The 26,095-nt window shown below is 32.0% G+C and carries 21 protein-coding genes and 1 tRNA gene; 12 read left to right on the top strand and 10 right to left on the bottom strand.

Going from position 1 to position 26,095, the window contains the following annotated elements:
* Positions 1-60: 60 nt before the first annotated feature.
* Entirely contained in the window at positions 61-1,125 is a 1,065-nt protein-coding gene (locus tag EF513_RS00205) for a GTP cyclohydrolase II (protein WP_125215407.1), read from the top strand.
* Positions 1,126-1,317: 192 nt separating this feature from the next.
* Here the strand turns inward: EF513_RS00205 and EF513_RS00200 are convergent, their stop codons facing one another.
* The 5 genes from EF513_RS00200 to EF513_RS00180 all read right to left on the bottom strand — a co-directional run bounded on the left by EF513_RS00200 (position 1,318) and on the right by EF513_RS00180 (position 6,096).
* Positions 1,318-1,719 (bottom strand): helix-turn-helix domain-containing protein, encoded by a 402-nt coding sequence (locus EF513_RS00200; protein ID WP_125215406.1) that lies wholly within the window; start codon positions 1,717-1,719, stop codon positions 1,318-1,320.
* A 599-nt stretch (positions 1,720-2,318) separates the two neighbouring features.
* Entirely contained in the window at positions 2,319-3,743 is a 1,425-nt protein-coding gene (locus tag EF513_RS00195; RefSeq protein WP_125215405.1) for a sodium:solute symporter family protein, read from the bottom strand.
* Positions 3,744-4,060: 317 nt separating this feature from the next.
* Positions 4,061-4,636 (bottom strand): MlaC/ttg2D family ABC transporter substrate-binding protein, encoded by a 576-nt coding sequence (locus tag EF513_RS00190; protein ID WP_125215404.1) that lies wholly within the window; start codon positions 4,634-4,636, stop codon positions 4,061-4,063.
* Entirely contained in the window at positions 4,637-5,359 is a 723-nt protein-coding gene (locus EF513_RS00185) for an MlaA family lipoprotein (RefSeq protein ID WP_164503772.1), read from the bottom strand.
* Positions 5,360-5,520: 161 nt separating this feature from the next.
* Positions 5,521-6,096, bottom strand: a complete 576-nt coding sequence (locus EF513_RS00180) for a nucleotide exchange factor GrpE (RefSeq protein ID WP_125215402.1) — start codon at positions 6,094-6,096, stop codon at positions 5,521-5,523.
* Positions 6,097-6,190: 94 nt separating this feature from the next.
* On the opposite strand from EF513_RS00180, the gene rph reads away from it, so the two are divergent.
* From rph to EF513_RS00150, 6 genes are all read left to right on the top strand, one after another.
* Positions 6,191-6,910 (top strand): ribonuclease PH, encoded by a 720-nt coding sequence (gene rph / locus EF513_RS00175; protein WP_125215401.1) that lies wholly within the window; start codon positions 6,191-6,193, stop codon positions 6,908-6,910.
* Positions 6,907-7,509 carry a non-canonical purine NTP pyrophosphatase gene (locus EF513_RS00170; protein ID WP_125215400.1) on the top strand — a complete coding sequence of 201 codons (603 nt, stop codon included), beginning with the start codon at positions 6,907-6,909 and terminating at the stop codon, positions 7,507-7,509. Before rph ends, EF513_RS00170 begins: the two co-directional genes overlap by 4 nt.
* Positions 7,502-8,641 (top strand): radical SAM family heme chaperone HemW, encoded by a 1,140-nt coding sequence (hemW, locus tag EF513_RS00165; protein WP_125215399.1) that lies wholly within the window; start codon positions 7,502-7,504, stop codon positions 8,639-8,641. The genes EF513_RS00170 and hemW overlap by 8 nt, the downstream gene beginning before the upstream one ends.
* A complete protein-coding gene (gene miaA / locus EF513_RS00160; RefSeq protein WP_125215398.1) occupies positions 8,632-9,555 on the top strand; it encodes a tRNA (adenosine(37)-N6)-dimethylallyltransferase MiaA in 924 nt (307 codons plus the stop codon). Before hemW ends, miaA begins: the two co-directional genes overlap by 10 nt.
* Before the next feature lie 162 nt (positions 9,556-9,717).
* Entirely contained in the window at positions 9,718-10,257 is a 540-nt protein-coding gene (locus EF513_RS00155) for a hypothetical protein (RefSeq protein ID WP_125215397.1), read from the top strand.
* 641 nt (positions 10,258-10,898) lie between these two features.
* On the top strand, positions 10,899-11,801 hold the full coding sequence (locus tag EF513_RS00150; RefSeq protein ID WP_125215396.1) for a hypothetical protein: 903 nt from the start codon (positions 10,899-10,901) through the stop codon (positions 11,799-11,801).
* 445 nt (positions 11,802-12,246) lie between these two features.
* Here EF513_RS00150 and EF513_RS00145 read toward each other — a convergent pair whose 3' ends face one another.
* The 4 genes from EF513_RS00145 to EF513_RS00130 form a co-directional block, all read right to left on the bottom strand.
* Positions 12,247-14,832: a hypothetical protein gene (locus EF513_RS00145; RefSeq protein WP_125215395.1), complete on the bottom strand. Its 2,586-nt coding sequence runs from the start codon at positions 14,830-14,832 to the stop codon at positions 12,247-12,249.
* A 268-nt stretch (positions 14,833-15,100) separates the two neighbouring features.
* Positions 15,101-15,175 (bottom strand) — tRNA-Thr (locus EF513_RS00140).
* A 48-nt stretch (positions 15,176-15,223) separates the two neighbouring features.
* Positions 15,224-16,195: a polyprenyl synthetase family protein gene (locus EF513_RS00135; protein ID WP_125215394.1), complete on the bottom strand. Its 972-nt coding sequence runs from the start codon at positions 16,193-16,195 to the stop codon at positions 15,224-15,226.
* 13 nt (positions 16,196-16,208) lie between these two features.
* Positions 16,209-17,027: an RMD1 family protein gene (locus tag EF513_RS00130; protein ID WP_125215393.1), complete on the bottom strand. Its 819-nt coding sequence runs from the start codon at positions 17,025-17,027 to the stop codon at positions 16,209-16,211.
* 524 nt (positions 17,028-17,551) lie between these two features.
* Between EF513_RS00130 and EF513_RS00125 the strand changes: the two genes are divergently transcribed.
* From EF513_RS00125 to EF513_RS00105, 5 genes are all read left to right on the top strand, one after another.
* Positions 17,552-19,549, top strand: a complete 1,998-nt coding sequence (locus EF513_RS00125; RefSeq protein WP_125215392.1) for a PP2C family serine/threonine-protein phosphatase — start codon at positions 17,552-17,554, stop codon at positions 19,547-19,549.
* 261 nt (positions 19,550-19,810) lie between these two features.
* Positions 19,811-20,818: a hypothetical protein gene (locus tag EF513_RS00120; protein ID WP_125215391.1), complete on the top strand. Its 1,008-nt coding sequence runs from the start codon at positions 19,811-19,813 to the stop codon at positions 20,816-20,818.
* 188 nt (positions 20,819-21,006) lie between these two features.
* A complete protein-coding gene (locus tag EF513_RS00115; RefSeq protein ID WP_125215390.1) occupies positions 21,007-22,017 on the top strand; it encodes a coiled-coil domain-containing protein in 1,011 nt (336 codons plus the stop codon).
* Positions 22,018-22,200: 183 nt separating this feature from the next.
* Complete coding sequence (locus tag EF513_RS00110; protein ID WP_125215389.1) at positions 22,201-23,250, top strand: hypothetical protein; 1,050 nt, start codon at positions 22,201-22,203, stop codon at positions 23,248-23,250.
* 202 nt (positions 23,251-23,452) lie between these two features.
* Positions 23,453-24,316: a hypothetical protein gene (locus tag EF513_RS00105; RefSeq protein WP_125215388.1), complete on the top strand. Its 864-nt coding sequence runs from the start codon at positions 23,453-23,455 to the stop codon at positions 24,314-24,316.
* A gap of 392 nt (positions 24,317-24,708) precedes the next feature.
* Here EF513_RS00105 and gltX read toward each other — a convergent pair whose 3' ends face one another.
* On the bottom strand, positions 24,709-26,088 hold the full coding sequence (gene gltX, locus EF513_RS00100) for a glutamate--tRNA ligase (RefSeq protein WP_125215387.1): 1,380 nt from the start codon (positions 26,086-26,088) through the stop codon (positions 24,709-24,711).
* Positions 26,089-26,095: the final 7 nt, after the last annotated feature.

The following is a 26,095-nucleotide window of genomic DNA, read 5'->3' as shown; positions in this document are numbered from 1 at the left end:
TTTTCAGAAGATATTCAAGTTATTATGAATATAATATGGTAACAACTATACGAGGGAGCGATGATTACCTTAAGCCAAATTAGTGCTATAAAACTTACTCAAATTATAAATGATGTTAAATCTGGCATCCCTATAGTAGTAAATCACCAAGGCCAAAACTGGCTAAGCTTAGCAGTTGAGAATATTAGTGAGAATGAATTTAATCTTTTTAAAAGCAATGCTACAGACACTAAGCTGATTATTAGTAAGGATCGTGCTAAATATTTAGGTGTGGAAACTATAGATAATGTGCAAATAGATAAAAGCTCTTTAGATTTTAATGAAATACATAAACTAGTAGGGATTGATAACTTAAAATTTAATTTACTGAGCTATAATATAGAAATAACTCAAGAGTTTAATGCGATATTAAATCTGTTAATCAATGCAGAAATTATACCTGCTATAATTTTATTTAAGCCGCAAGACTCTAGAATATGCTATAATTTTAATCATTTTGAAGAATATATCACAACTGAATCGCAGTCACATGCATTTAACGGGTTTCAAATCGTTTCTAAAGCATGGTTAAATCTAAAAATTATTGACAAAAAGGTAGAGTTAATAGCCTTTAGAGATAATTTTGGATTAAAAGAGCATTATGCAATTATAGTAGGTCATTTAGGCAAAACTCCTGTAGTACGCCTGCACTCATCTTGTTATACTGGTGATTTACTTAGTTCGCTTAGCTGCGACTGTCATGACCAATTTCATAAAGCACTTAATTTGATGGCAAGCAATGAAGAGGGCGGAATTCTAATTTATTTAATTCAAGAAGGTAGGGGAATTGGATTAGTGAACAAGCTACGGGCCTATAACCTGCAAGCCCAAGGGCTTGATACTATGGATGCTAATTTAGCTTTAGGTTTTCCTGATGATGCAAGAGTTTTATGGCCAGCGTCTAAGATGCTTGAGCTACTTGGAATAAGTAAAATTAAGCTGCTAACCAACAATCCGAGCAAAATTGCAGAATTTAAAAATTATGGGATTGATGTCACAGAAATCGTTAAGCATCATGTGGAATTAAATAATATTTCTCAAAAATATATGGATACCAAAATAGAAAAAATGGGACATATAGAATAGTCCCATTTTCATTATAGTTTATATATATTAAGCTTATTGCATTATCACAGTAATTATTTTATGTGTATAATTAATAGAGTGATTTCAAAATTTAGTATATATAAAAAGATTTTTTTCTAATTTTAAAGTTAAGTTATTATATAGGCTTAACTTTCATAATCTCACAATAGCTAAAAAGCTAGGTTATTTAAGTTAATTAATAAAAGCATGTATGATATTATAAATTTTTTTGATTTTTTTATGATCATTGACGCTTCTAAGTAATTTAATAATTTTTTCTATATACTCTTCTTTAGATGTGTCTAAAGGATCTATAATATTAGTATTAAATTTAGCTTGATCTTCACTTGCATAGAGTGAAGATATTTCAATTAGCCTATCTTCTTCTTCAATAAAGAAATCTTCAAATTTACAATTTAATATCTCTGCCAGCATTAAAAGCCTGGAGGCACTAACTTTATTTAATCCTTTTTCATATTTTTGAATTTGTTGGAAAGTGACTCCGCATCTTTTTCCTAATTCTTCCTGACTGAAGCCCGATTTGTTTCTTAGTATTCTAATATTTTGACCAATGGTCTTATCAATATTTTGCATGCTAGTTTGCTATTATCTTCTTCAATTAATTTGATCTATTGGCAAAATAGTATAATAAAAAGCAAAAGTAAAGAAAATGTTAACAATATTCATAATTTTTTTAATTTAATAACTAAATCTTTACAACTCGAAGTTGTGATAGCGTATAATCAGAGTTGTTTATTTGTTAAATTACAAATAGTTATATTTATTAAGTAACAAGATAAACATTAAATGTAGTTCTAACAATAATATAAAAAGCTAAGTGTAACGAAAAAGTAAAATAATAAACACTCAGCGTGTATAGCAATATTGTATTTTTTAATAAAGATTATGCGAGCAATATATTTATTTTATTTAAGTTATTTCTAGGATTGTATAGCCAAAAGTCTTACTATACTATACATAGCTCCAGGTATTCTCAAATACATATAGATCTATTTATAATATAACATGTCAGTACACGTAAATAATCAATTATACCATTGGTGATAGTTCAAAAAATTATTGGCATATTTTGCTAAATAATTTAAAAACTTAAGTTTATTTATTTTTTTGTATTATAGGCGGGTTCATTGTTAAAGCAAATATATTTTATCTTATATTCATAAGATAATTGCTTATATATCTTGATTTATAATCCAAGTGCTAAAAGATGTTCTTTTGTAGTAATAGTTTGATATAAAAAAGGTTATACCATTAGCAATTAATCCTGGAATAGGACTATCAAACCCTAATTTTGCTTCCAGACCAAAATACATCCAGATTATTACTACTGAGAGTCCTGCAATAACCGCATGGATAAAAGAGCGTGAGCTTGCTTTAATCCTAAAGATACCAGCAAAGAGCGGTACTACAATTACCGGCCCCCAGGTATTTTGAAATTTCATAATAATATCTATTACGCTATTAAATTTTACTGCTACTAAAATCGACAGCAGGCCAATAACCAAGGTAGCTATTTTTGTTGTTAGTAATTCTTGTTGCGAAGTTAAAGGTTCACTACGTAGAGGGTTAATTAAATCATGCACTACGCTAATAGCTGAGGTGTTTAAAAATGAATCAGCACTAGACATTACTACTGCTATTAAACCAGTAATAGCTAATCCCTTAATGCCTGAAGGTAAATAATTTTTAACGGCAAAAGGCAAAGCTGAGCTTGGATCAAGGTTAGGATGTAATACAAAAATGGAAAGCGCTGTAGTAGCAGCTAAAATATAAAAAGGAATAATTACAGCAGCAGTGATTTTAAATGTAGTAGCAATTTGATTTTTATCTTTAGCCATTAAAATTCGTTGTACTAACGCAGGATCAAGAAAGGGGATAGCAAATAATAAAAATATGAAAATAAATTCTATAGGAGTGCCGGTATTAGGAAACAATTGAAGATGACTTGCAGGAGTCATCGCTAAAAGGTAATTATAACTACCAATTTTACCTATCATGATATAACATATAATTATAATTGGTACTGCGATAGCAAAACAGCCCATGTGCATTGCATCAGTATAGGTGACTGATTTTATTCCTCCAAAGGTTGAATATATAATTACTATTCCGCAACCAATTAAAATACCAGTTAAGGTGTCCATCCCCAAAAATTTATTAAATATATAGCCGATAGCGTTTATTTGAGCACCAACCAATCCTAAACAAAATAATGTAGCAGCAATACCGCAGATAATTCTGCCTGGCTTACCATATAAACTGCCCATAATTTCCCCTACCGAAAGCATACCACGAAACTTTTCTAAATTTGGGGCAATAAAAGTTATACTGATCATTTTAATGGATTCACTTAAGAAGATGATAAGATAAACAATCCCGTATTTATAAATCTTTTCAGTTATCCCAAAGGTAGAACCGCTATCCAGCCAAGTAGCACAAACTGTAGCCACTAAAAATGAGGTGGAAAATTTATAATCACCAATCGCATAATCTTTAATAGTTTTAACATTTTTACCACTGACAATGCCGATTATCAGCGTTGCGGCCAAGTAAAGAACAATTATGGCATTGTCTAAAAATGTTAATGTATTATCCATGTTGTTACCACATATATTGCTTTGTAATTATGTTTCATATTAGTTATAAGTTTGTTATTATCAAATAATAATTGCATTATTTGTTTACTTATATCCCATAGATATAAAAAAACGTAAAGAAGATTAATAGCCTTTACGTTTTTGGCAGTATGATAATTTGGTGATATTCAAGAAGTTGCCATTTCCAAATTTGTTGGAACTGCGTTGCTTAAACATGCTTGTTTATTTTATGCTATACGCTCAATACTTTTCTATCCACTTATTGAAATGCTGTGGGTTATAAGCAAATATGAGTAAATGAATGTTACTTGATTATGTTATTTATTAATAGCCGAAAATAATCCTGAAAATCCCTGCTGATTAAATAGGGAGTTAAATTCAGTACGATGCGTCGCTATCATGCTAATATCTTCAGCTATAATATCAAAAATTTTAAATTTTATGGTGTTATCATAGTACTTAATCATGTAATCTACTTTAACGTCTGATTCTTGCTTGCGGTCTATAATAGTAGATACTTTAAATCTATTTTGATCAATTTGTTCTATATCTAAAATCTTAATTTCATCGCGGTTATATTGTTTAAATTTAGGTACATATCTATTTATAAGAAAATGCTGGTAAGCCTTTGTAAATTGCTGAAATTCATCTGGGCTAACTTGTTTAAAGTTTGCTCCTAAAACAAATTTAGAAATCCATCCAATATCAATAATATTAATAAACATATGGCTTAGTTTTTCCTGTTTTTGGCTATCATTAAGCTGAGTATTTTGAATAATGCTAATAGCATCATGTGAAATATTATTTATAAAATCTTTTGCCTCTTGCTTGCTAGGGGTAGCAAAAGCATTGAAGCTTAGTAACATTAATGCCGCTAAAATTATTTTTGACATTTATTTCACCCTTTTTTTATTACAATATTTTATTTTATTAGCTCTATTTAAGATCTTTTGAGAATATATACTTTTAACCATAGCATAATCATCTACAGATAAATTAGTTAAATCTTCAAATAAATAACCATGAGTGCTTCTAAAGTTAACTAATGTAAGCGCTCCTTTAGCGTAAAGCCAGTCTGAATTATCTTTAAGGTAATTTACAGGATCGGCAAAAGTATCTACAGCTTTACCAACTCCTCCGCGAACACTACTACCGCCAAAAAGTGGTAATACAATGTAAGGTCCATGTGCTATGCATAATTTAGATAGGCTATATTCAAAATCATTAGGTATAGCAGGTAGGTCTAAATAAGTTCCTGCAAAATCATGCATTCCTGCAATTCCTAAAGTGGAATTAAAGAAAAATCTCCAAAAAGTTTGTAATGCCTCGTGGAAACTAAATTGAATAGAATGATTAACAAAATATATAGGTTCTCTTAGATTAGTAAGGGCATTATTAAGTGACTTTCGAGCATATACGGGAATAGTGCGGTCATAAATGTTCGTTATAGGAGCAAGCAAGGTTTTATCAAAAGCTTTGTTGAAGTTATGAATTTTACGATTGAATTTCTCAAACGGGTCATGGATTACTAGAGCATCATAATTATTATCTACGTCATTATAAATTTCGTAACTATTTTGGGCGGATGATAAATTAGCATATAACAAATGTATCATTAAATAAGCTAAGAAGATTTTAAGTTTCATAACAGTATAATTATAAAAATTTACTAATAAATCATAGCATGAAACAAACCTTCTTAGCAAATATAATATTTTAATATATTTCAAGATGGTATATATATTAATAATATATATAGGTTATCAATAGTTGATTGTTACTGGGCAGTTATCACTATTGCTGGTTTAATCAGCCTGTCATGAAGCATATATCCGCTTTGTAAAAGTTGAGAAATTTTTCCTGATTCAACTTCTTCATCAGGATGTTGAGCAACAGCTTGATGTAAATTATGATCAAATTCATCACCTTTCTGTGGAACGATAGTAGAGATATGATGCTTGTTAAAAACTGTAAGTAAGCTTTTGTTAGTCATTTCTACACCGCTATAAATAGCTTTAACAATTTCATTTTGTAGATGTTCATCTGTAACAGATGCTAATGCAAGCCTTAGATTTTCAGCCACATCAATCATATCTTTTGCAAATTTAGTCACTGCAAATTTGTTGCTTTCTTCTTTCTCTTTTTCGGTTCTTTTTCGTAAGTTTTCCATTTCTGCAGCGATACGCAATAATTGCTCTTTATAATTTTTTACTTCTTCTTGAGCATTTTTTAATTCTTCTAATATTTGAGATTGAAAAGGATTAGCTGGATTTGCTTCATCCTGATGGGTTGAAGAAGTTTCTCTCTTTTCATTATTAGGGTGATTTTCTTGCTGGATATCATCTTTAGTCATATTTCTACCAAATAGTTATTGTTAGTTTTGTAATGATATTATATGTGTTGTGGCAAGCGAAATTTCAAGTGTAAATTTATAAAAAGGAAATAGAATGAGACATTCGGGAAGAAATAGAGAAGAATTAAGGCCAGTAACAATACAACCTCATGTATCGCTGCATGCTGAAGGTTCATGTTTAATTATGTTTGGTAATACTCATGTATTATGCTGTGCCAGTGTAGATGAGAGTGTTCCGGCTTTTCTAAGGGGAAAAGGATCTGGTTGGATTACTGCTGAATATTCTATGTTGCCTCGTGCTACCCATAGAAGAATGAAAAGAGATATCAATTTAGGTAAAATTTCAGGTAGAACTCAGGAAATCCAAAGGCTTATTGCACGGGCTTTGAGAGCTGCAGTAGATTTGGAAATGCTTGGTGAAAGGCAAATTATTATAGATTGTGATGTGCTGCAAGCTGATGGTGGTACTAGAACTGCAGCAATTACCGGTGGTTTCGTAGCATTGAGTCTGGCTATTAAAAGATTACTTGCTGAACATAAAATTTCAAAAAATCCTATTATGACTGAAGTGGCCGCAGTATCATGTGGAATAATTGATCACAAAGTATTATTAGATATAGATTATGAAGAAGATAGTGAAGCTGATGTGGATGCTAATTTTATTATGACAGGGCACGGGAGCATAGTTGAAGTTCAGGCTATAGGAGAAGAGAGCAGCTTTACCAAAGAACAGCTTGATCAGATGCTTGTTACTGCTGAGAAAGGAATTAAAGAGCTTATTAAAATCCAAAGAAGCGCAATTAGTAAATCATGAAGAATTTAAAGCAAGTTATAATTGCTACTCAAAACCAAGGTAAAATCAAAGAATTTGAGTATTTGGGCCAAATGCTTAATGTTGATTTTACCTTGAAATTTCCTGAAATTACTGAAGAGCCAGAGGAAAATGGTAAAACTTATGAAGAAAATGCATTAATCAAAGCTAAGTTTTTTGCCCACTATTATAATTTACCAGCCATTGGTGATGATTCGGGAATAGAAATAGAAGCTCTAGAAAACATTCCTGGATTAAATTCTAAAAGATTTGCTGAGAGTTACGGAGGGTATAAAAATACTTTTACACAGCTAGAGGAGCTATTAAAAAATGTTACTCCACCGTTTAAAGCGCGCTTTATAACGGTACTAAGTTTTTACAATCCAGCAGATAACCTAATAATCACAGCTAGTGGAGAGCTGGCAGGACGAATTGCTTTCCCGGCAAAAGGAAGTAATGGCTTTGGTTATACTCCTATTTTTATACCTGATGGATTCACTCAAACTTTAGCTGAGCTTTCAGCTGAAGTAATTAACCAAATTAATCACCGTACTCAAGCATTCAAAGAATTGTTATTAAAGCTCAGACAAATTTATGGATAATATAGCGCTATATATACATTGGCCATTTTGTAAAGCTAAGTGCCCTTATTGTGACTTTAACAGCCACGTAGCCTCAGACTATAAGTTTGAGGAATGGGGCAAAGCTTATATAAAAGAGTTAAATTATTTTAAAAAATATTTAAAAGATAAGGTTATAACTTCAATATTTTTTGGGGGTGGTACGCCATCTTTAATGAGTCCATTACTAGTTGAGAGCTTGATCGCATATATTAAAAAAACATTCAAAACTGCTATGAAGCTTGAGATTACTCTTGAGGCTAATCCTACTTCTTATGAAGCCGCAAAGTTTAGTGAATTTAAAAAAGCAGGGATCAATAGAGTGTCGCTTGGAGTACAAGCTTTAAATGATGCTGATTTAAAATTTTTAGGTAGGGAGCATTCATCTAAAGAGGCTATAAAAGCAATTGAGAGTGCTGCACAAATTTTTAATAATTTTAATTTTGATTTAATTTATGCTCGACCTGGGCAAACTTTAGAAAAATGGGAAAAAGAATTAAAGTTGGCTCTATCTTTTAATACTAAGCATCTTTCTCTATACCAGCTAACCATTGAAAAGGGTACTAAATTTTATACTCAACATAAGAATGGCGAGTTTGTAATGCCTGAAGAAGAGTTAAAGGATAATCTATATTTGTTATCAGAAGAGTTATGTGAAAAAAAAGAACTCTATAATTATGAAATTTCTAATTATGCTAAATCTGGATTTAAATGTGAACATAATCTAAATTATTGGCGATATAATGAGTATTTAGGTATAGGGCCGGGTGCACATTCAAGGGTTATGCTTGATCATAAGATGTCTGGGATAATAATGCAACATCAACCTGAAAATTGGTTAAAAAGTGTCAGTGAAAAGAATAACGGTATTCAGTCCCAAACTTTAATTGAGCCAACAGAATTATTAATTGAAATACTAATGATGAGGCTTAGAATTGATGAAAAAATTGAATATTCTGCCTTAGAAAGGTTTAATATAACTTATAAAGAGATAATACCAAAACTAGAGAAATTAAATGATGAGGGGCTGATAATAAGTTTTAATGATGGTTTTAAGTCTACTCAAAAGGGTAGAAAAGTTTTAAATTCATTGCTAAAGTACTTATGCTTTTAAAGGAAAATAATATTATTGTGCTGACTGGTGCAACAGCATCTGGTAAATCTCAGCTGGCTATTGATTTGATAAGCGAATATATTACCAACGGGGTGATTATAAATGCGGATGCTCAGCAGGTTTATAAAGAAATCCCTATTATTACCGCGCAACCTAAAAATTCAGATTTTATTGCTGCACCTCATTTGCTTTATGGGCATAAAAATGTAACGCAAGATTATTCTGTAGGGATTTGGCTAAAAGAAGTTGTAGCAAAAATTAATCAACTTATTGAGACAAAACAAGTGCCTATTTTAGTTGGTGGAAGCGGTATGTATCTAAATTCGCTCCTTCAAGGAATTGCTAACATTCCTGATATTGATCAGCAAACTAAAGACGAGGCTTATATATATATTAATCAAAAAGGCTTAAAAGAAACCCATAGGTTATTAAGTATGATTGATCCTATTTCGTTGCAAAAAATTACCGCTACGGACACTCAACGTATAACTAGGAATTATGAAGTTTATTTACAAACCGGAAAGCCTTTAAGCTATTTTCAGCAGCTAGAAAAGATTAAATATTTTGCGCCTGAGCAGTTTGTTAATTTTGAGTTGCGGCTTAATCGTGAGGAATTATATCATAAGATTAATCATAGGTTCGTTGAAATGATGAAAGATGGGGTAATTGAGGAAACAGAAGTACTTATGAGGAACTTTGGTGAATTATTACCGAAATCAATTAACCGTAGAGGAATCGGTATAGGCGAAATTAATTTATATCTTTTAAATCAATTATCCAAAGAAGAAATGGTAGATAAGGTTACCCAGTTAATGAGGAACTATGCAAAAAGGCAAGTAACCTGGTTTAAAAATCAATTTGATTATTTTCATAAAGTAGGGACTCTAAAAGATTTAGCTGCTAAATTAAGTTAAAAGTGTAATTTGCTACTTCAAATATTTAAATTAAATTTATTAAATATAAATTTATAAGATAAATGATCTTGTGAATGTTAACAATGTATTGTATTTGTGTTATATATTTAAATATATTTTGCTTATATTTAACTTAATTATTAATTCCAATAAGGTAACATAATGGCAATAATGGATAGAATTAAAAATAAACTTTCTACTGCTAAAGAATCTGTAAGTGGATTTGTTGGTACAATGAAAGAAAAGTTATTCCCTGCTGAGAGAGCTTCGGAAGCTCATAAAATTATAGGGGTAGGGGTGGTTTCGTTAATTATAGGTATTGGTTTTACTTTTATAAAAACTATCGTAGTTGCTTTATTAAAGTCTACAATGGAAATTTTAAAGAACTCCCTTTATATTAGCGGCAGTCTTTTAGTTATTTATGGTTTATGTAAGTTAATTCCTAATTTGCATGAGCATGCTAAGAAGATGGAGGATTATTTTGGAAAGCGTGGTAAAGATTTTTGTTATAATCAAGCTGAGAATATACAATTTATAACTGAGAAACTTAATAAGTTAAACGCACCAATTGTTGCTGCGGCAAAATCACAAAATGGGCCTTCAGGAGCTACCAATAATGCTGAACAGCAACAACCTCATCATGTAGAAAGCTTAGCGAGAAGCAATGGCGTAAACGTCCCGGGAATATATCCTGCAGTATAAAAATTGTTTATAGATTTTAAAAATTTTAGAATTTTTATTTCCAAAAAGAGTCTAAGTGAATTAATTTAGGCTCTTTTTTATTTTTCACCTTAGGTTGAGATAAAACTTTCTTGCGTCAAGAAGCTGTCTTCTGGTATTTTTACCATAAGTATCAAGATATTTGTATAAACCAGGCAATTATTCTCATAAAATATCTTTACTCACTTTCAGCTAAATATCTTAAAAGTTTTAGCAAGAAGATAGCTTGATAACTGACAATCCTATCAAGAGGTATGTAGGTCGCTATATAGGTTTTTTAGTATAGATGACTATTATTTATCTTAAAAATCTAGCTGTAACTTCAAAAATTAACCTCAAAATAAAATTACCTTCCACCCCCTAAGTCTCTAGCTTTTTAGCTATATATACTCCAACTAATTATTATAAATAAGTTACTTTGTTTAATTTTTTTTATATTTCAGTCATTTATCTATTGATTTGAAAAAATTATATATATATAAATTTATTATTATTTAGTAATTTTATATTATAATATTAAATAAGATTAATTTAAAGTTAATATTATATTTAATTTTATACAAAAGTTGCTAAATAGTAATGCTATAAGAATTAACAAATTAATAGTAGTTTAAGGGGTTAAAATGGCAACAAAAGCTAATACTTTTTCTCTAATCAAAGCTGGCGATAAGCAAGCAAACAAAGAAGTGGCCACAAATAATGAGTCCATAACGCAAGAACGTACAAAAGCTAGTACAATTTCATTTAGTATTGAATTAGAACCTGGTAGCTCAGAATCTCCAAATGGTAATACAAAGATAAATAGTACACAATTTGCTTCATGGAGTCGACGCGGTAGCCCAGCTTCTCCACGAAGAACTGATTTGACGATTGATACTAGCCGTAAGAACGATGATGTTAGTAAGGTGGGTAAGGTTAGTAGTAGAGGTAAAGGAATAGCTGATTCCCCTTTTAATACCAATCATGAAACTACAGAGCAAGAGAATGCCGGGAGAGTAAGCAGTAGAGAATATAGCATACCTTTTGGCCATCATGCTATGCAATCTCCTGGTTCATCTAGTGTCAAAAGTTTAGATTTTTCAGATTTTAATCACTATAACCATAGAAGTAGTATGGATAAACAGCTTGGTGTAGGAGAAGAACTGTTAGAACTACAAAAGCTAACCAGCGGCCTAGCATCAGCACCAGCTGGTAGTAAAGCAGAAGATCCTGGGAATGCTCATGCTAATATCCAATCGCGTAAACGCCGTTCTTTACCTTTTTTTGGCGCGTTAGATGATTTAGATGATATTAATATTTGGAATGAGATAAAAGCATCATTTTCAGAAGGTATTGCTTATTTAAGAATATTAATAGGTGCAGTTCCTTCTCCTAATAATGAGAATGTTCCATCCTTATCAGATAATACTGGTATTAATAATGTGCCCAAACCTGCGGCTGAACTTTTACAGCGTAGAACTGAGGAAAAAGAAGATAAGCTTCTAAGCAAAAAGGGTACAGACGGGATAAGTTTCTCAAGACCTTAATTAGTTTAGATAATGTTTAACATAAAAGAGGACCTAGGTCCTCTTTTATGTTAAACATTTATTTTTTTTAAAACTTAGCTTAAGAAATAATTTTATGAATACCTAATTGCTAAATTTAGATTAGTGCAAGTCCATTTTAATTTCACTATCTATTTATTTGATGGTTATACATGGCAGTATTCTTTCCGTATATTCTTAAAACTTGATAGGCCATATTAAGTTTTTAAGATCTATTATCAAAATTTATCTGTATGGGTTCAAATAAGCCTAAATATTCTTTGGTCCTATGGTTGGCTTTTTTCTAAAGATGCTGTTCTTCTGATTTTTTATAGAAGGTCTCTAATGCTTATTCATGGTAACGCTCTTTTCTTTTTATTCGGAACGTTACCAATTTGATAGTTTATTTCTTACTTGATTTCATACAACAAGTTCAATTCATATTTTTTTAGCCTATATAATTGCCTTTATTTTCTTTTTTATTTTCACGCTGTTGCCAATAATTTGTTGAATGTAGTTGCGTATCAAAGCTTGAGGAAGCGCCGCTTGTTGTACATCTGCTAATTCTATCAATCCAGCTTGGATCTACTGCTTGTATAGTATTTGCCGCTAGGGGTGATTGTTGCTGTAAGTGGTGCGCACTATAATTTGAATTTATGCTTGAATAATATCCTGCGGTGCAATTATTATACCACGCAGTAGGATCAATTATAGCTGCAGCAGCACCAATATTATGAGCTACAGGCACAGCAGTAGAAAAACATGGAGGATTATCAGTATATAGTGAAGAATAAGCTTGAGAAGATGATGCTTGATTATCGATCGTGTAATTTACACTTGCGGATGATACCTTGCTTGTAAAACTAGCTGCTGCTCCGCTCTCCACTTCGGTGAATCTTGCTTTTTTAGCAGATCTTTCTTCTAAGTTATTTATAATTTCTTGATAGGCTGCAATCTCAGCATTAGATCTAATAGCTTGTACTCTTGCTTGTGCTATTTCATTTTTTAATTGTGTAATTTCTTTTTTAAGTATGGCCATTTCTTGATTAGAGGCCTCATCACGGCTATGTTTCTTTGATAATGATCCGCTGTTTAAGGTTGGTGATACTGAAACATTAATAGTGTCAACTATAACTTTTGAATGAGCAAGTAATGACTGAAGATTTAAAAGTAGTTTATTGTATATTTGATCAATGATCTGTATCTGATGATCTTCTATAGAAACTAAGGCGGATGATGATACTATTACAGTGTTGTTTGAAGATGACAAAGAACCAAAAATTTTGTGGTGATTATCTAACGCATTTCGTAAGCGTTCCGTATTTTTTACTACTTTTGTAAGTAAATTTAGTGATGTTGTTATATCGCTATATGGTTCCTGGAGAGTATTATGGTTAAGGCATAGTGAAGGTAAATTATTAGAGAAATGTGTAATGCCTATGAAGTATTGTAAAATGTTCTCATAATTTTGATTATTTACATTAAACTGTTTTGCTTGAGAAGATAAAGAAAGTCTATCTTGAGATAAAACACATATTATTTTAGGAATTTCTGATAATAACCCTTTAAATATACCTAAAGATTGTTGAATATAAAGTGGTGATATTACTGAAGCAGGTTGCGGAGCTTGTTTCTGGATAGCTGTTATTGCCTCTGCGCTAGGTTGATCAACGTTTCTTGCCTTAAAATGGGTGTATGATGCTTGGAATTTTGCCAAACTCTTTGGAGCTGCTTGCAGCACTGATGTAGCATCGTTATCATCAAGCAAGCTAAATACCTTATTACCAAGAGTTGTTCCTGCCACTTGATAAAAAAGTATATTATCATCTAGGTCATCAAGTGCTTTTAAGTATTCTTCTATAGTTGGTAGTGACGAATTAATTCCTTTTGCATTCCTCTTATTTGCTGGCCGTAGTTGTGTTAGTAAGTGCTTTACTATATAATCTACAGCAGTGTTTTCTTTTTTATCTGTAATTTTCAATAATTGAGGATTTGCGATTTTAATAAGTTGTAAATTACTAAATGCATTTTCACGATTATCATAAAGGATGGTTGCACTCTCAGCTGCTATATGAGCTATAGTTTGCCCTTTATCATTTATGGTTGTGGCTAAGTCAGCATATTCTTTAATTGCCCATTTATTTAATTCTGTTGTACCTTTAGCAAAGCTTAAATGAAGAAAATTTTTGTGCTCTGAAAATTGAACGCTACGTAAATCAGAGTATGATTTCGAGACAAATTTCATTAAGGCAACATCATTATTTTTTAAAATGATATGAATAATGCTAGTATTAACTCCATGTTTCAGAACTCTTACTTTGTTTATAATATCAGGTAAATATTTAGTAATAACATTTATTAAAACAGTATTTTGATCTGAGTAGAGGATAGTATAATTTAATAAGTTATATATGATTTCTAAATTTGGTTCTAGAGAGGTTGCTTGTATGGCTGGCGTTCTGCTAATTAAAGCGTTAAATATTAGCTCTAATCTAGGTTGATCTGTGCAGTTTAGCACTAATTCATAAAAATTTCTATGTTTTAAATGTATACAATGTTGGTTTATTAGCCATGTAAGTATTTGATTACCATTGGTATTATTAGCAAATGTGCTTATATTATCAATAATAACGCCGCCACTCTGTGCATTCCAGAAGTCATCCGCTTCTTTAAATTTACCAGTTTCAATTAAATGTTTCAAAATCTGCTGATAAAATACAGAGCCCTTAATGGAATCTTTAAAGTAGGACTTATTATTGGTTATCATCAGCTCTGCTAACCCTTGATCCTTAAGAGAAGAGTAATCAAATTTATTTCTACGTTTTGATAATAAAATATTGATAAATTCATCTTTGTGATTAATTAACAAAAACTGTATTAAAGATATTTTAGCGGCACTACTAGTATGATTAAAGGTTGCTGAGGTTAAATCTTCTTTTGTTAAGCTATTAGTGGCCGCTTTAAATTCTTCTCCTGTAGAGTTTGTATTGTTAATAATTTTTAATATTTTTTGTAGCTTGATTGTATCGAGCATAATTTTTTAATATCCTTAGTTAAAATGCTATTGCTTAATGTATTATTAATAACGCGCATTATAATATTGAGATAATTAATAATCAAGCCATGCTAATTAATATAAAGCAGCAGATAATGCTTTTAATTAAGGAAAGTACTATATTGTTCTTAAGGAATTGGGGGGTAAAATAAGATATTAATAGCTTGGTATATGTATTAATAAAAGCTGATAAAGGGTTTAGTAAAATTAAGTAAGAAATTTTTAATAGCAAAAAAATAATAATAGATGGTGCTGCTAGTAAGAATCGAACCTACGACCTCTTCATTACCAATGAAGTGCTCTACCACTGAGCTATAGCAGCAAATAAGCTACGGGATGTATTATTAAAATAAATTTTTTATTTTGCAAGCTAAAAGTCTCTTTTAATGCAAAAATCTATCAATGTAGCAAAAGATTTTCTGGCAGTGTTATCAGGAAAAGTTTTTAGATGCCCATAAGCCTTATCTAAATAGTTACAGGTGATATTATTTATCAAGTTGGTAATATCATATTTGGTTATAAGCGAGTTGATAAAATTAAAATTTTCTTGATCAAAGTTTTTATTATTCCACATAGCTGTAATTAGTTTGCTATCTTCTTTATCTGCTTGGGTTTTGAGTAAAATGATAGGAAGGGTGACTTTGCCTTCATAAAAATCATCACCAGGATTTTTACCGCTATTAGTGCTTCGAGTATAATCTAGGAAATCATCAGTAATTTGATAGCTCATACCAAAGTTTTTACCGATTTGATAAAGATGTTCATCGAGGCCTTCATTGCTTTCAGTAATTAGCGAAGCAATTTTGGTAGAAGCAGCAAAAAGTGCAGCAGTTTTTGCATTAATAACAGTGTAATAAGTATCTAAACCTATCTCAATATCACCTAAAGAATTTAATTGAATAATTTCTCCCTCAGAAATTATCGCCGAGGTGGAAGATAATAATTCTAGTACTTGAAAAGATTTAGAAGTAACCATTAACTCAAATGCCTGACTAAATAAAAAGTCTCCCATTAAGATGCTGGTTTTATTACCCCAGTTATAATTAACTGTTGGTTTATTTCTTCTCAATTCGCTGTGATCAATCACATCATCATGAAGTAAGGTAGCTGTATGAATTAATTCAACGCTGGCAGCTAATTTAAGAGCAGTTTCATTTAAATTACCGCACATATCGGCAGCAAGAATGGTAAGCAAAGGTCTAAGACGTTTTCCTCCTGAGGTTATGACATACTGAACAATATCAGCAATTAAAGGAAAACGATTTTTGCAACATTGATAAATTATATTATCGACCTTTTTTAAATAAGGTCCGTAATATTTATAAATTTCTTCTAACAACATTCTTCTAAGTAAATTAAATCAATTTAAGTAAATCTTTTAAAATTACCATTACCACTTCAAGCGCAATAAGTATTATTACTATCCATTCAAGGCGAGAAGAATGTATGTGGTTTAGCTCATTGGATAAAATTTCATAAAGCTCATAAATTGCTTTAAGTTTGCGATTTAAGATATCAACCCTAGTATTAATATCTAAATAAAGGGCTGCCATAGTATAAAGTGGTTCATATCTTGGTCTACGCCAAAAAAATTCTGGAGTATCAAGAATGTCGTTATCCAGATTAATACTATTACGTTCAGTAAAAATCCAACCTATTTTCTTGGATAATTTTTTACGAGATAAAGAAACTTTCCCAGTTTTAGCCAGTTCATCGGCAATTGGTTTAGTATTGGCTATAACTTTATTAACCCTAAGTTCAAAAGCATCAAGCTTTGCAGATTGAGAAAGAGCATGTGACATTGAGAGTTTAATGAGTTCATCTTCCTCTTCAAGTACGATTAAGTCTTCTTCCTCTACAATCTGAGTTTTTTCCTCGCGGTTAATCATGAAATTAGTTTGTTCGATAAAATAATTTTCTTCAAAATGATTATGAGAAAAGGGGGCTAAATCTTTAATTAACGAGTGAGAAAACTCCCTGACTACATTCCAAGTTACAATGCATCCATAATTAAAGAAAAAAATATCACCTATAGAATCTTTGGTATCAATATTTTGAGTGCTAATGTGAATTACATCGTCATATCGTTTAGGTTCAAAACCCTTACCTCTTAAATATTCGGCTAGTTCATTAGTTTTAAAACCTTCTGCAATAGCATAGGCAGAGCTTTTCATATAACTCCAGAGTTTATTATTAAGATCAATTGATATTAGATGATAAATTATACTAGTAAAGTGTTGAGTTGCATATCGCTTATTTTAAAGGTTGCCACATAGTTAATATTATTATATGGCGATGTGGCAGGAAAGTAACCTATCTTTAATAGGATTACTAGTTTTGACGACCGGTCTTTACAAAAAATTAAGGCTTTTCTTTAAGAATATTATTGATAAGCAATAGAAACAAAAAACAGAAGGTTAGTAATATTTTACATTCAATTGTAGAAAATGTGCTACTTGAAGTTCAGAAAGGATATATTGCTAACAGTAAAAAATACCAGCAGAAAAATTGTCTTAATAATGGATGATATTTATTATGAATTTTAAAGATAAAACCAGCCTAATAAGCGCTAGTGTTACTGTGTGAATAAAGATAAGTTCATGATTTATATAGGCTTGTTTTGTTGTGTCGAAAGTGTTAAACTTTTATTTTAAGGTAAATAATAGTTTATTTCTTTAAATTAAAAGTAGGTTGCTTTATGTCTTCACCTAGTCCTTTATTACTTAGATATTTTAATAATTTATCTTTGGCTATCCAGCAAGTTTTAACAGAAATACAAGATAATTTTAATTCGTATCAGGAAAATGATTTTGGTGCATTTAAATTTTTAGGCACTAAAAATATTCTAGAGTTAATGGATGAAATCGTAAGGCTAGAAAAATATGATCAACCATTATTTTTACCAGATGATGAAATTCTCCTTCAAGAATCAGCTTTCAGTAAAAGTAACAGCGAAAATCTAGAAGAAATAAGCATTAATTTAATGATAGATCTTATCAAGGAAATAGGCAACCGAGGAAAAGCCGAAAATATTTTAAAATCTACCAAATTTTTAGCTTTAGTAGCTTCTCGCATAACTCTTATTGAGGCTAGTAACCAAAAGATTAATGAATATCAGCAAGGATTACCTCTGCTTGATTGGCGAAGATTAGAAGACAATTTTATTAGTTTAGATCGAAGTAAATGGCCATTTAAGCCAAAAAAGAGTTTGGATGTAATAGAGCCTGGGTCTATAGGAGAAATACAAAAGCCTTTTGAAATAGCAGAAGATGGAGGAAAATGGCATGAAAGAATCCAGGAAGATACTTATGTGGCAGAGGAAGTAGATTTTCATTTAGGACCCTTAGATGCCTTACAATATCTTTTTGATATCACTGAGGTAATGAACCAATCAACAGAAGAAGAATCAACTAGAGTAGCAAGGGAGACACGTGAACAAGCTCAATGGGATCAACAAGTTCGAGAAAGATCTCCAGGAACTACTGCGGTTACCGGTTATTATAATCCGCAAACTAAAAGCTTAACTTATAGTAATGTCGGTGATTCTCGGATGATAGCCATTATTTCTAGCAAAGATGGCAAAGAGTTAAATGTTGTTAGGCTTACTCGTGATCATAACGCCACTGATCCGATTAATCTAAAATCCATTTATTCCGTAGGGGGGTGGGTAGCATTAGATAGTCAGAGAATTTGCGGAAATTTAAAAATGGGTAGAGCTTACGGTGATGTTTATCTTGGTCAAGCGGTCTCAAAAAAGCCTGATTTTGGACAAATTAGTTTTGAAGAGGAAATTAATCAAGGTAAAGAAGTATTAATTATAACTAGTTGTGATGGCCTATATGAAAGAGATGCACTAAATGAGCAAAAGATTGAACAGCTTTATGCACTTTGGTTCAATGATGATGAAAATGGTAAAGGGAAAAGAAGTTTTGCTGAATGGTTAGTTCGCGCTGCTGTTGTATTAAATTCATATGATAATATTACTGTGGTGGTAACTAAATTAAATGCAGCTAGCAACTCATTAATGTTTGCGGTATTTGACGGTCATGCGGGAGGAGAATGTTCAGAAATAGCAGCTAAAACTTTAAAAGAACAAATTAAGCAGTATAGCTTGCAGCAAAAGAATAGAGGATGTGCAAGTGATTTAGAACCAATGATAGGAATAAAAGCTGCTAGTGTCATTGCATCACAGCAAGAAAATAACATAACAAGAATCGAATCAATCAGCAGTATTGATACTGAACTTGATGAAGATGCATTACCGCTAGCTTTTGAGCTCAGAGGCCAGCTATCTGATGGTATGGTAGCAAAGCGACCAGAGCAAAGAGAAGATGAGGTGCCTGAGGATTTCTTTGAAGCTGATCATCCTAGAGGTATAAAAGAACGGCAAGCGGATAAAGAATTAAAAACCCCTGATGCCTTCTCTTCTAAAGCGTATCTTTCTCAATGGGTTAAGACTCTATGGAGCAATTTAGTAAAATATTCAAATGTATTATATAGTTGCTGTCTTCCTTTGTCATCCCGTACTGTATATGAAGATATAGAATTATCTGAATCATGGCCTATGCAATCTGCTGATAATTTTGATTTTTGCGCAGTGTTGTTAAATGAATTACCACCAGCAGCTTATACATCGCATGTATCCTCTTTAGGAACAGCAGCAATATCTACGGAGCATCAAGAGCTTTCTCATTGATGACTATGGGTATTCAAAGAGAACCACAATTATTTTCATAAACGCTAGCTTTATCAGTTATGAATAATAGTTTAAGATTGCTAGATAAACTTATATCAATTTTTTATTAAAGCTTGTACATAAGTTTTTAATATACAAGATCAGTTAATAATTTATTAATTTTCCCGCTTGATATTAAAATAATATTTAATTAATATAAATTATTAACGAAATAAATTAGTAAAATTAATAATTTTAAATCAATTCACAAATAAGGTTAAAATGTCAATATTTTCATCTCATGATTTTGTCCAAGAGAAAGACTCGAAAATCACTATAAAATTATATCATCGTATATACAACAACATAGTAAAGGCCATATTACAAGAGCAGCCTGTAAAAGAAAACAAGGCGTTGTTATTATTTTTTGTTGCACAACTAAGAAAGCTCACAAATAAGGAAATAGAATCGTTTTTACAAATACGTTGGGATTATGAAACTCAACAGGACTTCTGTAAGGAAGAAACCTTTTTAAAAACTTCTGCAAAACTTATTGGAAAAACTTTTTTAGAAATAACCAATTATTTCCAGGTAAAAAATATTGCTGAAGAAGCTATTAAGACTGTAAGAGAAGAAAGATTACTGCCTACTGCGGATAAATATAGAAAAATTAATGAAATATTTCTGGATAATTCAGAGTATAAACGTGAGGAACTCCTAAGAGCTAAACATATTAAAATTTTGTTACTTACTTTGTCAGAGGCAGAAAGAATAGAATATTTTAAAATAAAATGGAAGATTTCTAAAGATGGAGAAGCTCCTAATTCACTAGATAAAATGACCTTCCCGCAGATGGTTAAAAAATGCAACGACATAGTGTATTTTGTGATTAGCCGAGATTTTGCTAGGGAGTTAGGTGCTGAGCATCCAGTAGATAACGTGATTTTTTTGCAATACCCTGCAGTTCCTTCGCAAGCTCCAGACCGGCAAATGCCAACAACGCCGGCTGAGCCAGTTGTTCCTTCACAAGCTCAGAAAGCAGGAAAAAGAGATTGGCTAAAACTCACTTTAATTACCGCTGCTAGCATACTTGGTGTAATTGGTTGTGCTTACCTTCTAGGTAGATTCATGGCTCCTAAGCAAACTGAAGCTGCAGTTAAAACGCTTTGTAATGCAATGGGAAATATACCTAATTTTGCACTTAAAGCTTTAGAACAAGCTAAGTCAGTTTCTAAACCATTATGGAATAAGGTAAGTGCTAGCCAAAATTCTGTAATAACTCGCGGTTAGTTAAAGCAGCATTATTATTCAGAAAAGAAAAGCCCTTGTTGCTATTGCAGGGGCTTTTTTATTATCAAGTCCGGCAACAAGTAACGTTAACAATTTATTAACCTATTGCTTAATGTTTAAATAATGTTAATATAGCATGTATATTGATAAAATAAATTTACTAAATAGTAACTATAAAGAGGAATGAAATGCCAGCATTTACAAGTCAAGACCAAATTAATAAGGTAGCAATATTCACAAAAGAGATAAAAGATTTTTATATAGATTTTAAGGCATTACTAGATATACGGGAGCAGGAAAACGAGCTAATTAGGCAAAAACTATTACAAGACAATAGTGCAATACGTAATACAAAAGCATGTCCTATGCATGAGATAAAAAATGATATATATAAGATGAATATGACCTTACTAGATTTAGTGGAGCAGTGCAAAGAATCAGATAATAAAATTAGACAACAACTACAACAGCTAGGAGAAAAATTACAAGGTAATAGTGCAATACATAATACAAAAGCAGATCGTACGCAAGAGATAGATGATTTAAATAAGAAGTATAAAGACTTACTAGATTTATATGAGCAGCTCAAAGAATCAAGTAATAAAAGTAGACAGCAACTACAACCGCTAGGAGAAAAATTACAAGGCAATAGTGCAATACATAATACAGAAGCAGCGCCAATAACTCCGGCTGAGCCAGTTGTTTCTCCGCAATCTTCAGCCCAGCAAGCGTCAGTAACTACGGCTGATGAGTCAGTTGTTTCTTCGCAATCTTCAACTCAGCAAGTACCAGTAACTACGGCTGATGAGTCAGTTGTTTCTTCGCAATCTTCAGCCCAGCAAGCGCCAGTAATTCCGGCTGAGTCAGTTGTTTCTTCGCAATCTTCAACTCAGCAAGTGCCAGTAACTACGGCTGATGGGTCAGTTGCTTCTCCACAAGCTCTGAAAGCAGGAAAAAGAGATTGGCTGAAACTCACTTTAATTACTGCTGCTAGCATACTTGGCGTGATTGGTTGTACTTACCTTCTAGGTAGATTCATGGCTCCTAAGCAAACTGAGGCTGCAGTTAAAACGGTTTGTAATGCAATGGGAAATATACCTAATTTTGCACTTAAAGCTTTAGAACAAGCTAGGTCAGTTGCTAAACCATTATTGGATAAGGTAAGTGCTAGCCAAAATTCTGTAATAACCCGCAGTTAGTTAAAGCAGCATTATTATTCAGAAAAAAGTTCTTGAAATTATTGCAGGAGCTTTTTTATTAGTAAGGTTAATAATTTGTTAATTTTTTGTTGCAATTAAGGAAATATTTACATATGATGTTTGTCAATGTAACAAAGTTACTAAATAATAATTATAAAAATTAAAATTGCAAAGAGGAATTAAATGCCAGCATTTACAGTTCAAAGCCAAACTCAAGTAGAGGATAAAATGCTTAGAAGAGATACCCTATATTTTATATCTATGCACTTACTAGGATATATAATGATGGAGAAAAGGTTACCAGATGATGAACTCTTATCAAAGATACTAGAAAAGTTCAGAGTGCTTAATAATGATGAAATAGATGATTTTTTACAGCAGACGTGGGAGTGGAAAGAGGCTAGTTTAAATGATAAAACATTTTTAGAGCTAGCTGAATTAAAAAACATAAAAAATATTGTCGAAGCAGCTATTAAGGCAGTGAAAGATGAGAGGCAACTTCCAGCACGTGATAAATTTCAAAAAATTAATGAAATAAAATTGTCGAGAGATTCAAATCCAGATGAATATCAAAAAAACATCAGAATGCAGCATATTAGAATTTTATTAAATACCTTATCTGATCAAGAAAGAGCACAGTATTTTAATGAAGCTACATGGAAGTTTTCTAAAGATGGAAAATCTGTTGAGCCACGAGATGAAATGACCTCTAAGCAGCTAGCTTTGTATAAAGGCAAAAAAGAAATGTTAGCTTTGCCTAAAGCAGGATTTCCAACTGATGGGCCAGTTGTTTCTTCGCAATCTTCAGCCCAGCAAGCGCCAGTAACTCCGGCTGAGCCAGTTGTTTCTCCACAAGCTCGTGCAACACCGATTGAGCCGATAGTGTCAACGGCAGCCCAGCAGGCCTCACAAGCTCCAGTCCAGCAAGTGCCAGTAACTACGGCTGATGGGTCAGTTGCTTCCCCACAAGCTCTGAAAGCAGGAAAAAGAGATTGGCTAAAACTCACTTTAATTACCGCTGCTAGCATACTTGGTATAATTGGTTGTACTTACCTTCTAGGTAGGTTAATGGCTCCTAAGCAAACTGAGGCTGCAGTTAAAACGGTTTGTAATGCAATGAGTAGTAACATACCTAATTTTGCGCTTAAAGCTTTAGAGAAAGTTAAGTCAGTTGCTAAACCATTATTGGATAAGGTAAGTGTTAGCCGAAATTCTATAATAACTCGCGGTTAGTTAAAGCAGCATTATTATTCAGAAAAGAAAAGCCCTTGTTGCTATTACAGGGGCTTTTTTATTAGCAAGTTCAGCAACAAGCAAGGTTAATGATTTATTAATTTTTTTGCTTGAGGTTAAAATAATATTAAGGTATTATGGCTGTTAATTAAATAAAATTACTAATTAATAATTATAAATTAAAGTACTAAGGGGGAATGAAATGTCAACTGCACAATCAGGAATGCAAGCTTCAGATAATTCACATATTGAAAATTTAAAAATTATAAGAGCTAATTTAATTAAATTATTAATAAATAATCAGGCGCATCAAAATGAGGATCTAAAAAAGCAGCTTATAGGAGAATTAAAAAGGCTTAGTAATCAGGAGATAGATGATTTTCTAGTGCTAAAATGGATTGTTAATAACCAAAATGAAAAAAATAGAACCGGGCAGGCAACTAGCCAAACTTTTTTAAAAATAGCAGAATTAAAAAATATAAAAAACATTGCTGAAGCAGCCGTTAAGGCAGTTAAAGATGAGAGGAAACTTCCAGAAAATGATCAATTTAGGATACTTAATCATATGATAGGGGACGACTACTCTTATCAAGATGAGGGCGTAAGAACAGATCATATTATAGCGTTCCTACGTAATTTATCCAAAACAGAGAGAGCGAAGTATTTTGAAGTAAAATCGATATTCTCCAAAAATGGCGAAGAAGCTGATCCAAAAGATGGAATGAAATTTAGAGATTTAGCTATATATTATAATAGGCCCAATATTATTAATAAGGTTAATGATGCATTGGGAGAAAATTTAGAATTACCACCAATTCGCAGAGAATGGCTTAAAATTGCCTTAATTACTATTACTAGTATTGTTGGGGTATCTGCTGCAGCATATCTTCTAGGGAGGTTTATAGCTCCAAAGCAAGCAGATGCAGCATTTAAAACTGCGTGTAATATAGTGGATAGAATCCCTGAATTGGGACTTAAAAGTTTAAAAGCACTTCAATCGATGGCCAAACCTATGGTTGATTATATTTTTATTAGCAAGGATGCTAAAATATCCCGCGGTTTATAAAAATAATGAAAAAGAGCTTATAAAGCCTCTGGAGTAACAGGGGCTTTTCTTATATAATGCTTTAAAAAATCAAAGATTTTTACTATTAGGTCTTATATGTTCTTAGTGGGTTTGTAGATGGACGCTAACCTAATTTCTTTAGATCCAGATTATAAGCATATTCCCGGATAACCAATCATCATAATATAAAACCCATCTTGGTAATTTACTTAAACTGGCCTGGTATCTATCTTTTTTAGCTATAGCAGCAAGTAAATAGCATGTAATCTTCTGTAACAGACTAACAAAATAACCGTAGCATTATGTAAATCTATTTTGCTTAAAAATCTCTTACAAAATTAGATTGCAAGCAGAGTATTGCAATCTAAAGAAATAGCGGATAATGAGAATTACTATAAAATTTTATTAATTCTGTTTAAAGTTTCTTCCTTACCTAGAGCAAACATCATTTCAAATATGCTTGGTGAGTTAAGGCTACCGGTAAGTGCTATACGAATAAGCGGGCCAATATCACCCATTTTAATATTATGTTCTTTACAAAAATCTTTAAGTAAAGTTTGAATTTCACTCTCTTGCCAATGATTTAAAACTTCTAAACTAGTTTTAAGTTTCCTTAAAGGAGTTAAATCAGCTGATTTAAGCTTATCACTTGCATCGTTTGTTAAAATTACTTTATCTTTAGTATAGATTTCGGCAGCATTTGCGAGTTCTGTTATGGTAGCTGTTCGTTTTATTAAACCTGATAATCCTACATTTAAACGCTGTATGATAATAGGGCTAAACTGTTGGTTTTTTTTAGTTTCCAATAAACTAATTAACCGTTCTTGTCCCAGCTGAGTTAAATAGTGAGAATTTAGAGATAGTAGCTTATCCATATCAAAACGAGCTGGGGATTTACCCACCGATTTTAAATCAAAATATTGAATGGCCTCAGGTTTAGAGAAAATTTCTTGATCTCCATAAGACCAGCCCAGCCTTACCAAATAATTAAGCATAGCTTCTGGTAAAAAGCCCATTTGCTCATAATCGATTACATTGGTTGCACCATGGCGTTTAGAAAGTTTAGATCCATCTGCGCCATGAATAAGCGGCATATGTGCAAATTCAGGGACTTGCCACTCCATTGCTTTATAAATTTGCACTTGTCTAAATGCATTATTTAAATGATCATCCCCTCGAATTACATGAGTAATTCCCATATCATGGTCATCTACCACCACTGCAAGCATATAAGTTGGAGTGCCATCAGAGCGCAACAATACCATATCATCCAAATGATCATTCTTTACAGTGACTTGCCCCTGGATAAGATCATTAATTACCGTTTCACCGGTTTGTGATGCTTTGAGTCTTATTACACCTTTTCCCCCACTTGGAGAAGTGCTATTTGAAGTACGCCAAGAACTTCTAAATAAAAATGATTTATTTTCTTTGATAGCTTGCTCACGTAGCTCGTTAATTTCCTCTTGAGGAGTATAGCAATAATAAGCCTTACCCATTTCTACCATTTTAAGAGCTATTTCTTTATGTCTTGCTTCGCGTTCAGATTGAAAAACAACTTCATCATCATAGTCAATTCCAAGCCATTTAAGTCCTTCAAAAATTGCATCTACTGCTGGTTTAGTGGAACGTTGTTTATCGGTATCTTCAATTCTCAGCAAAAACTTACCATTATGCTTACGGGCAAAAAGATAGTTAAATAAAGCGGTTCTGGCGCTGCCAATATGTAAATTGCCGGTAGGGCTGGGAGCAAATCTTGTTACTACGGTCATTTTAATT

This window comes from Rickettsiales endosymbiont of Stachyamoeba lipophora (assembly GCF_003932735.1).
Lineage (GTDB): Bacteria > Pseudomonadota > Alphaproteobacteria > Rickettsiales > 33-17 > RICK01.
The sequence above is the reverse complement of the archived record's forward strand: the minus strand, read 5'-3'. Positions and strand labels throughout refer to the sequence as shown.

Excerpts from the sequence above, each read along its gene's own strand:
- EF513_RS00205 (WP_125215407.1), top strand. The coding sequence starts at position 61 with ATGATTACCTTAAGCCAAATTAGTGCTATAAAACTTACTCAAATTATA.
- EF513_RS00200 (WP_125215406.1), bottom strand. The coding sequence starts at position 1,719 with ATGCAAAATATTGATAAGACCATTGGTCAAAATATTAGAATACTAAGA.
- EF513_RS00195 (WP_125215405.1), bottom strand. The coding sequence starts at position 3,743 with ATGGATAATACATTAACATTTTTAGACAATGCCATAATTGTTCTTTAC.
- EF513_RS00190 (WP_125215404.1), bottom strand. The coding sequence starts at position 4,636 with ATGTCAAAAATAATTTTAGCGGCATTAATGTTACTAAGCTTCAATGCT.
- EF513_RS00185 (WP_164503772.1), bottom strand. The coding sequence starts at position 5,359 with ATGATACATTTGTTATATGCTAATTTATCATCCGCCCAAAATAGTTAC.
- EF513_RS00180 (WP_125215402.1), bottom strand. The coding sequence starts at position 6,096 with ATGACTAAAGATGATATCCAGCAAGAAAATCACCCTAATAATGAAAAG.
- rph (WP_125215401.1), top strand. The coding sequence starts at position 6,191 with ATGAGACATTCGGGAAGAAATAGAGAAGAATTAAGGCCAGTAACAATA.
- EF513_RS00170 (WP_125215400.1), top strand. The coding sequence starts at position 6,907 with ATGAAGAATTTAAAGCAAGTTATAATTGCTACTCAAAACCAAGGTAAA.
- hemW (WP_125215399.1), top strand. The coding sequence starts at position 7,502 with ATGGATAATATAGCGCTATATATACATTGGCCATTTTGTAAAGCTAAG.
- miaA (WP_125215398.1), top strand. The coding sequence starts at position 8,632 with ATGCTTTTAAAGGAAAATAATATTATTGTGCTGACTGGTGCAACAGCA.
- EF513_RS00155 (WP_125215397.1), top strand. The coding sequence starts at position 9,718 with ATGGCAATAATGGATAGAATTAAAAATAAACTTTCTACTGCTAAAGAA.
- EF513_RS00150 (WP_125215396.1), top strand. The coding sequence starts at position 10,899 with ATGGCAACAAAAGCTAATACTTTTTCTCTAATCAAAGCTGGCGATAAG.
- EF513_RS00145 (WP_125215395.1), bottom strand. The coding sequence starts at position 14,832 with ATGCTCGATACAATCAAGCTACAAAAAATATTAAAAATTATTAACAAT.
- EF513_RS00135 (WP_125215394.1), bottom strand. The coding sequence starts at position 16,195 with ATGTTGTTAGAAGAAATTTATAAATATTACGGACCTTATTTAAAAAAG.
- EF513_RS00130 (WP_125215393.1), bottom strand. The coding sequence starts at position 17,027 with ATGAAAAGCTCTGCCTATGCTATTGCAGAAGGTTTTAAAACTAATGAA.
- EF513_RS00125 (WP_125215392.1), top strand. The coding sequence starts at position 17,552 with ATGTCTTCACCTAGTCCTTTATTACTTAGATATTTTAATAATTTATCT.
- EF513_RS00120 (WP_125215391.1), top strand. The coding sequence starts at position 19,811 with ATGTCAATATTTTCATCTCATGATTTTGTCCAAGAGAAAGACTCGAAA.
- EF513_RS00115 (WP_125215390.1), top strand. The coding sequence starts at position 21,007 with ATGCCAGCATTTACAAGTCAAGACCAAATTAATAAGGTAGCAATATTC.
- EF513_RS00110 (WP_125215389.1), top strand. The coding sequence starts at position 22,201 with ATGCCAGCATTTACAGTTCAAAGCCAAACTCAAGTAGAGGATAAAATG.
- EF513_RS00105 (WP_125215388.1), top strand. The coding sequence starts at position 23,453 with ATGTCAACTGCACAATCAGGAATGCAAGCTTCAGATAATTCACATATT.
- gltX (WP_125215387.1), bottom strand. The coding sequence starts at position 26,088 with ATGACCGTAGTAACAAGATTTGCTCCCAGCCCTACCGGCAATTTACAT.